Raw genomic sequence first — 7,699 nt, 5'->3', positions numbered from 1 at the left:
TCGATTGGCCCTAGGCCGTAGCGAGCGCTTCGGCCAATTGTCCGCGGATAGCCACGAGCTGATCGCGGATACCCCGATCCATCGAACCTGAAACCGGTGAAGAAACCGCATCTGCGGCCAGGACGGGCGTTGCCGACTTTCCGGCAACCGCCTTGCAGGCACCGCGCAGCGTATAGCCTTCGCGGTGCACGAGCCGGTCGATCTCGACGATCAACGCCACATCCTGCGGGCGGTAGTACCGCCGGCCACCGCTGCGCTTGATCGGCTGCAGTGCGGGAAACTGCTCTTCCCAATACCTGAGAACGTGCTGACGAATACCCAGCGCCTGCGCGACCTCACCGATCGTGCGCAAGGCGTCCGCGGCCTTTCCGTCGTTGAATTCCAGACCTTCCGGCAATCCGTTCATAATGCCTCCGCCAATCAGCTTCCGGCAATACGGTCCTTGAGCATCTGGCTGGCCCGGAACGTCATCACCCGTCGCGGCGTGATCGGAACTTCCACACCCGTCTTGGGATTGCGACCGACTCGCTCACCCTTGTCTCGCAACAGGAATGTGCCGAAGCCCGAGATCTTGACGTTCTCACCGTCACCGAGCGCCGTGGTCATGTGCTGGAGTATCGCTTCCACCATGGCAAGCGACTCCGACCTCGAAAGCCCCAGCTTCCTGTGAATGGCCTCGGCGATTTCCGCCCTCGTCAATGTTTCCGTGGAGCGCATGTAGCCCGCTTTCCCCTTCGAGCGCCAACCCCTAGTCGAGCGATCATAGGAAAAAGCAGGGAAAAAGCAATACTTGGTACAATATTACGAGTGACCGCGCACAGAAGGCGCCCGATTACATTCGAATCAGGCTGGCACCCCATGTGAAACCGCCGCCCATGGCTTCAAGCATGACAAGATCGCCTTCGACAATCCGGCCGTCGCGCACGGCCTGATCCAGTGCCAGCGGAACGGATGCAGCCGATGTATTCGCGTGCTGTCCCACGGTCATGATGACCTTGTCAGCAGGCATGTCGAGCTTCTTGGCCGTCGCGTCCAGAATGCGGGCATTGGCCTGGTGCGGCACCAGCCAGTCGATATCGGCCGTCGTAAGCCCCGTCTCTTCCAGCACTTCCTTGAGAACCTCGGCCAGGTTCACCACGGCATGGCGGAAGACTTCGCGTCCCTTCATCCGCACCTTGCCGACAGTGCCGGTCGTCGAAGGACCACCATCGACGAACAGCAGCTGGTTGTGCGCGCCATCGGCATGAAGGCGGGTAGCCAGAACGCCGCGCGGCTTGTCGCCGGACTGTTCCTGAGCCTCAAGAACCACAGCACCGGCCCCGTCACCGAAAAGGACGCAAGTGGTGCGGTCTTCCCAATCGAGGATCCGGCTGAACGTCTCGGCGCCGATCACCACCGCGCGCTTCGCCATGCCCGAGCGGAGCATCGAATCGGCAACGCCCAGCGCGTAGAGGAAACCGGAGCACACGGCGGCAACGTCAAACGCCATGCCGCCCCGGCAGCCCAGGTTGCTCTGGACGGTCGTCGCGGTGGCGGGGAAGGTCTGGTCAGGCGTTGCGGTGGCAAGCACGATCAGGTCGATGGACGAGGCTTCGATACCGGCAGCCTCGATCGCCTTTTTCGCCGCTTCCGTGGCCAGGCTGGACGTCGTCTCGCCCTCACCGGCGATATAGCGGTTGCGAATGCCGGTACGCTCGACGATCCACTCGTCACTGGTATCCACACGCTCTGCAAGCTCTGCATTGCTGACGGCCTGACGCGGAAGTGCCGAACCCGTGCCCAGAAGAACCGACCGAATCATCAGGCGCGCTCTTCCTGCGTGCGCGGCATACGCCAGTTGTCCCCGCCCACCCGGGCGAGGTCGGCAGAGATGCGCTCGGTCACATTTTCCTCCAGGAGCCGCGCGGTCACAGCAACGGCATTGGCCACGCCCGTGGCATTCGCGCCGCCATGGCTCTTCACGACAATGCCGTTGAGACCCAGGAAAACAGCGCCATTATGATTATTGGGATCGAGATGATGCTTGAGCAGTTCGGTCGCCGGACGCGAGATCAGGAAGCCGATCTTGGAGCGCAGCGAGCTGGAGAAGCTGCGGCGCAGCAGGTCGCCCACGAAACGCGCCGTTCCCTCGACCGCCTTGAGCGCGATGTTGCCTGAAAACCCATCGGTTACGACGACATCGACATCGCCGCGGCACATCTTGTCCGCCTCGGTGAAACCGTCGAAGGAAATCGACAGGTCGCCCGCCGCCTCTTTCAGCGTCGCCGCCGCATCGCGCAGCAGGTCGGTACCCTTGATTTCCTCAGTGCCGATGTTGAGCAGCCGCACGCGCGGCTCCTCGCGCCCCGTGGCAATGCGGGCATAGGCCGAGCCCATGATCGCGAATTGCACGAGATTACGGCTGTCGCACTCGGTGTTGGCACCGAGATCGAGCATGATGACGTCATTATCGCCCAGCGTCGGCAGCAAAGCAGCCAGGGCCGGGCGATCGATGCCGGGCATCGTGCGCAGCGTCAGCTTGGCGATCGCCATCAGCGCGCCGGTATTGCCGGCGCTTACAGCCGCACCGGCATCCCCGCTTTTGACGGCCGCAATCGCACGCCCCATCGACGTCGTCTTGGCGCGGCGAAGAGCCTGACTAGGCTTGTCTTCGCCACTGATGACGTCGTCGGTGTGCAGAATTTCGGAACTGGCCCGCAGGTTGGGGTGCTTTTCGAGCGCGGCCTTGATCCGCGTCTCATCACCCACCAGCAGGAACTTGAAGCGGTCATGCCGACGGCGCGCCAGCGCGGCGCCCTCGATCATGACGCGCACGCCCTCGTCACCGCCCATCGCATCAACGGCGATACGCGGCAAACTCATGGGCTTTCTCCGAAACTCGTCTTAGGGGTCTTAGATTTCGACCGCGACGATCTCACGGCCGTTGTAGTGGCCGCAAGCGTTGCAGAGGTTGTGCGGGCGCTTCAGCTCGCCACAGTTCGGGCATTCGTGGAACGCTTCAGCCTTGAGGGCATCATGGCTGCGGCGCATACCCCGGCGGGACGGGGTCGTTTTTCTCTTAGGGACAGCCATTTCGGCACCTGTTCCTGAAACTGTAATTTGTCAAAAACGCCGCCAGTGACCGTTTGCGGGCACGGCGGCTTGCGAAGGCGCGCCTATAACCGATTTCTCACGAGTTGCAACCCGTTCCTCCCTGCCTCATGTACGGCGCCGCCCAACGGGAGATTAATTCCATGATTCTGCAGACGACACTCAGCCTTGCCGCGGCGGCTGCCGTCATGAACGTCTGGCTGGCGTTTCGCGCCGGCAAGCTTCGCTACAACGCCAAGATTCTGCACGGAGACGGCGGCAACCCGCTGCTGATGCAACGTATGCGCGCGCAAGCGAATTTCGTCGAGAACACGCCCTTCGTGCTGTTCCTGGTCGCCGCGATCGAAATGACCGGAAAAGGCGGCACCTGGCTCGCCATTGTCGGCTCGGTCTATCTGCTGGCCCGCATCAGTCATGCGTTCGGCATGGACAGGGACGACACCAACCCGCTGCGCGCCGTGGGCTTCCTGGTGACGACACTTACCCTGCTGGGCCTTTCGACGATCGCCGTGATGATCGCGCTCGGCCGCTTCTGATTAGACAGGTCTAACCGGGCAGGCCGCGTTCGAGCGCCGCATCGCTGACGAAAGGATTCGTGCGGCGCTCCTGACCGAAAGTACTGACCGGGCCATGGCCGGGGACGAACGTCACATCGTCCCCCAAAGGCCAGAGTTTCTGCGTGATCGAATTCACCAGATCCTCCAGATTGCCGCGCGGAAAGTCCCAGCGGCCGATCCCGCCCTGAAACAGCACATCGCCGACCATGGCGAATTTGCTGGGCGCATGATGGAACACGACATGGCCCGGCGTGTGGCCGGGGCAATGCAGAACATCGATTTCCAGTTCGCCGACCGTGACTTTGTCGCCCTGCTCCAGCCAGCGGTCGGGCTCGAATGTATGCGCCTCCATGTTCCAGCGCGGTCCATCGTCGTCGAGCTGGGCGATCCAGAAGCGGTCTTCCTCCTGCGGCCCCTCGATCGGCACGCCCATTTCCCTGGCCAGCACGCCTGCCTGCCCGCAATGGTCGAGATGCCCGTGGGTGACGAGAATCTTCTCCAGCGTCACGCCGGTCTTTTCGAGTGCCTGCTTCAGCTTGGGCAGATCGCCGCCCGGATCGACCAGCGCGCCGCGCATGGTCTTCGTACACCACAAGAGAGAGCAGTTCTGCTGGAGCGGCGTTACGGGAATGATGCCGACGCGCATCGGCTGGGAAGTTTCGGTCATGCGAATCGAAATGGCGGCAGGGCCCGGCGAATGCAACCACTCAGGCCGCACTCCGCCGTCAGATACGCCCACCCTTCCAGACCACGCGGCCGATCACCTGCACCTCTCCCGCCTCGCATTCGATCGGGCGGTAGGCGGGATTGTCGCTGAGCAGGACGATCAGGCCGGGACGGCCGGTATCGATACGCTTGACCAGCAGGTTGCCCTCCAGGCGCACGACATGAATGCCGTCGCGCAACGCACCGGCACTGCGATCGACGAGAATCTCGTCACCATCGCGCAAGGTCGGCTCCATCGAATCGCCGGTGACGGCGATGGCCGAAAGCGAATCCGCCTGCAGCCCCATCGACCGCAGCCAGCGCGCGGAAAACCGGATCGAGTCGAAAGCCCCCTCACCTTCCGGCACTGCGCCGCCTCCGGCCGAAGCGCCGATCGTCAGGCGTGGAACGTCGATCCAGTCCTTTTCGACAGGAGCATGGTATTTATCCTTCGGCGCGCCCAATTCGGCCTCATCGACACCAAAGAAACGGGCCAGCGTCGCCCGGTCGGTCTCTTCCAGCTTGCGCGGACTGCCCTTGTACAGGAACTGGTGAAGATAGCTGCCATTCTTGCCGATCATGCGGGAAAGCTTGGCCAGACTGACCTTTCGCGCCTCGGCGAGCGCAATCAGATTCCGGCGGGGATCGGAGCTTTCCATCTTGTAACGGATACGTGAAGGAAATTTCCTAGACAAGTAGGATTTCAATTGGAACATTTAGAGAACATTTAAACCCCGACTCACCGGAAGGACCAGCCCAGATGCTCCTGCGCCAGATCGAACGCTTCCTGCGCCAGACGGACATGCCCAGCACCAAGTTCGGACGCCTCGCCGCGCACGACCCGCGTTTCGTATTCGATTTGCGCAATGGCCGAATCCCGCGCGACGGCACCGCTGCGCGCGTCGAGGCCTTCATGAGCACTTATCTCACCGGCGAGCAGGAGAGCTGCCATGCACAGTGACGCAATCGACCGCGATACACGCCTTCCGACCGCGACGATCCCGCCGAAACAGCGCGGCCCGTGGCTGCGACTGCTGACCGAAGTGCTGCAATTGGCGGGGCCGCAGGCCGAATTCCGGCATCATGCCGAACACCCCTGGTCCAGCGCGACGTTCGCGGGATCGCGCCACTCCATAGGCCTCGCCTTCCAGGGCGCCGATGCCGTGCAGCGAGGCGAGGCCTATGTGCAGGCCCTGCCCGATCACGAATTCACGATCACCGGCCAGCTTGTCGCCGATGCCGCGATCACGTCCGTCGTGCACGAGACGCTGCCGGTTCCCCGCATGACCGTGGAAACCGAACTGCTCCTGCTGGAAGACAGCTAATGCGGTCTGTGGTGGAAATTACGTTCACCTCACAATTCGTCATCCCCGCGAACCCGAGGCCACCTTTGTTATAACTCGGCCAGCCCCGGGCTGCGACGTACCGTTCACGAAGTCAAGAATGCCCATCAGTTCGCCGTGAAGCGTCGCATGGACCTGTCCGCGCTTCTGGCCGGGATTAAGGATAATCCTTCCGATGAGCGAACGGATGTCGCTTGAAGCATCGAGACGCGTGTCAGGATCGTTGAGCGTCTCGACCAGGCGTGCGACCTTGCGCCGGTAGATTTCGGCAATTCCAGGATGGACATCGGGAAGGTCGCGGGGCGTCTCCACCATGCGTGCGGTGATCTCGGCCTTCTCGCGTTCCAGCTCAGCCATGCGGGCCTTCATGGACGGCTGATAGAACCCGTCCTCGATCGCGGTGAGAATTCCGGCGATGGCCTTCTCAACCCGGGCAAGCGCCTGCCGGTTCGCTTCGGCCTCAATGCGCCGTTCGCGGTTCTCCCGGTTGATGTGTTCGGCATAGGCGGCCACCGCCGCCTCGACCTTGTCCGCTGAGACCAGTTTCTCGGCGATGCCTGCAAGCGCCCGGCGTTCAAGCTCCGCGCGCCTGATGGTTCGCCCGTTGGTACAAGTGTGACTGCGGTGGCGATTGACGCAGCCGTAACGATCGCCAACGACGATGGCATACGTCCCGCCGCAAACCCCGCATTCGAGCAGGCCGGAAAGAAGATAAGCAGGCCTGCGCAGCGCATGGGCGTGCATGGCTCTGGCCTGAGCTGCCTGCCGGACCGATGCGTAGCGCTCGGCAAGCACTTTTTGCTGATGCTTGGCCGCCTGCCAGAGGTCGTCACTGACGATCCGCAAGGCAGGCACTTCCGCCCTGATCCATTCGGATTCGGGATTGAGCCGGGTAACCCGCCTTCCGGAACCCGGATCCTTGACGTAGCGCTTGTGGTTCCAGACCAGCACACCAACGTAGAGTTCGTTGTTGATGATACCGGCGCCGCGCCGCTCATCGCCCCGGATCGCCGTGTCAAGCCAGGGACGGCCCGAGGGGCCGGGAATGCTCTCCGCATTGAGATCACGCGCGATTGCGAGCGGGCTCTTGCCGGAGGCGAACTCGCGGAAGATACGCTGAACAATGTGCGCTTCGGTCGGATCAATCGCACGCTCTCCGCGCACCAGTTCGCCCTCACTGGTGAGGCGCCGCACCACACGGTAGCCGTATCCAACCGGACCCGCAGAAAAGCCCTTCTCGACGCGCCCGCGCAGCCCTCTGTGCGTTTTCTTCGACAGGTCCTTGAGGAACAACGCGTTCATCGTGCCCTTGAGGCCCACATGCAGTTCGCTGATTTCTCCTTCGGCCAAGGTAACCATGGGAATTCCTGCAAACTGCAGATGCTTGAAGAGCGTCGCGATATCGGCCTGGTCGCGAGAGACACGGTCGAGCGCTTCGGTTAGCACCAGATCAAACTGGCCTTCCCGCGCGTGCTGAATGAGCGCCTGGATACCGGGCCGCAGGACCAGGCTGGCACCAGAGATCGCGGCATCCTCATACGTGTCCACGACCTGCCAGCCTTCACGCTCAGCACGTTCTCGGCAGATACGCAGCTGATCGACGATCGAGGCCGCGTTCTGCTGGTCCGAGGAATAGCGGGCATAGAGCGCGACACGGGTCATGATTGCTTCCCTTCGGTCCAGGGATTGAAGAGGCGAACACCGGCCGCCTCGAAGTCGGAAACATTGCGCGTGACCAGCGTAAGCTGATGCTGGAGTGCGTGTGCGGCAAGGAAGGCATCCATGGCGCCCATGGGCCGTCCTGCGGATTGCGTCCGAGCCACCACCCGGCCCCATTGATCGGCCGTGCCGGGATCGACCAGCAACAAACGCTCCTCGAAGCGGGGAGCCAGTTGCTCTGTCAGCCAGACGTCGAGCGCGGCCTTTCGGCCACCGTCATCGAGCCGTTCGATCCCATGCCGCAATTCAGCCAGCGATACGACACTGAGGAACAGTTGTTCCTCA

The 7,699-nt window shown here is 62.6% G+C and carries 12 protein-coding genes; 3 read left to right on the top strand and 9 right to left on the bottom strand.

The annotated features are described in order from the left end of the window. Positions 1-10 precede the first annotated feature (10 nt). The 5 genes from NN5_RS23370 to rpmF all read right to left on the bottom strand — a co-directional run bounded on the left by NN5_RS23370 (position 11) and on the right by rpmF (position 3,072). Positions 11-406, bottom strand: coding sequence for a MerR family transcriptional regulator (locus NN5_RS23370; RefSeq protein ID WP_067738905.1), 396 nt, complete (start codon positions 404-406; stop codon positions 11-13). Between the two features lie 14 nt (positions 407-420). After that, the gene (locus tag NN5_RS23365) at positions 421-717 is read right to left on the bottom strand and encodes an integration host factor subunit alpha (protein WP_067738902.1); all 297 of its coding nucleotides are present in this window, start codon (positions 715-717) and stop codon (positions 421-423) included. A 115-nt stretch (positions 718-832) separates the two neighbouring features. After that, on the bottom strand, positions 833-1,801 hold the full coding sequence (locus NN5_RS23360; protein ID WP_067738900.1) for a beta-ketoacyl-ACP synthase III: 969 nt from the start codon (positions 1,799-1,801) through the stop codon (positions 833-835). Next, on the bottom strand, positions 1,801-2,862 hold the full coding sequence (plsX, locus tag NN5_RS23355) for a phosphate acyltransferase PlsX (RefSeq protein ID WP_067738899.1): 1,062 nt from the start codon (positions 2,860-2,862) through the stop codon (positions 1,801-1,803). Before plsX ends, NN5_RS23360 begins: the two co-directional genes overlap by 1 nt. Before the next feature lie 30 nt (positions 2,863-2,892). Then, a complete protein-coding gene (rpmF, locus tag NN5_RS23350; RefSeq protein ID WP_039284222.1) occupies positions 2,893-3,072 on the bottom strand; it encodes a 50S ribosomal protein L32 in 180 nt (59 codons plus the stop codon). Positions 3,073-3,233: 161 nt separating this feature from the next. Here rpmF and NN5_RS23345 point away from each other — a divergent pair, with 161 nt between their 5' ends. Next, complete coding sequence (locus tag NN5_RS23345) at positions 3,234-3,626, top strand: MAPEG family protein (RefSeq protein ID WP_067738896.1); 393 nt, start codon at positions 3,234-3,236, stop codon at positions 3,624-3,626. A gap of 10 nt (positions 3,627-3,636) precedes the next feature. Here NN5_RS23345 and NN5_RS23340 read toward each other — a convergent pair whose 3' ends face one another. Both NN5_RS23340 and NN5_RS23335 read right to left on the bottom strand, forming a co-directional pair. After that, positions 3,637-4,314 (bottom strand): MBL fold metallo-hydrolase, encoded by a 678-nt coding sequence (locus NN5_RS23340; RefSeq protein WP_067738894.1) that lies wholly within the window; start codon positions 4,312-4,314, stop codon positions 3,637-3,639. Positions 4,315-4,372: 58 nt separating this feature from the next. Further along, positions 4,373-5,011, bottom strand: a complete 639-nt coding sequence (locus NN5_RS23335) for a S24 family peptidase (RefSeq protein WP_067738891.1) — start codon at positions 5,009-5,011, stop codon at positions 4,373-4,375. A gap of 101 nt (positions 5,012-5,112) precedes the next feature. On the opposite strand from NN5_RS23335, the gene NN5_RS23330 reads away from it, so the two are divergent. Together NN5_RS23330 and NN5_RS23325 are read left to right on the top strand one after the other, a co-directional pair. After that, entirely contained in the window at positions 5,113-5,313 is a 201-nt protein-coding gene (locus NN5_RS23330) for a hypothetical protein (protein WP_067738889.1), read from the top strand. Continuing rightward, positions 5,303-5,677 (top strand): hypothetical protein, encoded by a 375-nt coding sequence (locus tag NN5_RS23325; RefSeq protein ID WP_067738886.1) that lies wholly within the window; start codon positions 5,303-5,305, stop codon positions 5,675-5,677. Before NN5_RS23330 ends, NN5_RS23325 begins: the two co-directional genes overlap by 11 nt. A gap of 39 nt (positions 5,678-5,716) precedes the next feature. Here the strand turns inward: NN5_RS23325 and NN5_RS23320 are convergent, their stop codons facing one another. Further along, on the bottom strand, positions 5,717-7,357 hold the full coding sequence (locus NN5_RS23320) for a recombinase family protein (RefSeq protein WP_067738883.1): 1,641 nt from the start codon (positions 7,355-7,357) through the stop codon (positions 5,717-5,719). After that, on the bottom strand, positions 7,354-7,699 hold a 346-nt coding region (locus tag NN5_RS23315; protein ID WP_067738880.1), incomplete at its 5' end, for a type II toxin-antitoxin system VapC family toxin. The genes NN5_RS23320 and NN5_RS23315, both read right to left, overlap by 4 nt.

It is taken from the genome of Novosphingobium naphthalenivorans NBRC 102051 (assembly GCF_001590985.1).
Taxonomy (GTDB): domain Bacteria; phylum Pseudomonadota; class Alphaproteobacteria; order Sphingomonadales; family Sphingomonadaceae; genus Novosphingobium; species Novosphingobium naphthalenivorans.
This window is presented reverse-complemented; position numbering and strand designations above follow the sequence as displayed.

Bases quoted from the DNA above. Each gene is read 5' to 3' on its own strand.
- NN5_RS23345 (WP_067738896.1), top strand. From the start codon at position 3,234: ATGATTCTGCAGACGACACTCAGCCTTGCCGCGGCGGCTGCCGTCATG.
- plsX (WP_067738899.1), bottom strand. From the start codon at position 2,862: ATGAGTTTGCCGCGTATCGCCGTTGATGCGATGGGCGGTGACGAGGGC.
- NN5_RS23370 (WP_067738905.1), bottom strand. From the start codon at position 406: ATGAACGGATTGCCGGAAGGTCTGGAATTCAACGACGGAAAGGCCGCG.
- NN5_RS23335 (WP_067738891.1), bottom strand. From the start codon at position 5,011: ATGGAAAGCTCCGATCCCCGCCGGAATCTGATTGCGCTCGCCGAGGCG.
- NN5_RS23320 (WP_067738883.1), bottom strand. From the start codon at position 7,357: ATGACCCGTGTCGCGCTCTATGCCCGCTATTCCTCGGACCAGCAGAAC.
- NN5_RS23330 (WP_067738889.1), top strand. From the start codon at position 5,113: ATGCTCCTGCGCCAGATCGAACGCTTCCTGCGCCAGACGGACATGCCC.
- NN5_RS23365 (WP_067738902.1), bottom strand. From the start codon at position 717: ATGCGCTCCACGGAAACATTGACGAGGGCGGAAATCGCCGAGGCCATT.
- NN5_RS23360 (WP_067738900.1), bottom strand. From the start codon at position 1,801: ATGATTCGGTCGGTTCTTCTGGGCACGGGTTCGGCACTTCCGCGTCAG.
- NN5_RS23325 (WP_067738886.1), top strand. From the start codon at position 5,303: ATGCACAGTGACGCAATCGACCGCGATACACGCCTTCCGACCGCGACG.
- NN5_RS23340 (WP_067738894.1), bottom strand. From the start codon at position 4,314: ATGACCGAAACTTCCCAGCCGATGCGCGTCGGCATCATTCCCGTAACG.
- rpmF (WP_039284222.1), bottom strand. From the start codon at position 3,072: ATGGCTGTCCCTAAGAGAAAAACGACCCCGTCCCGCCGGGGTATGCGC.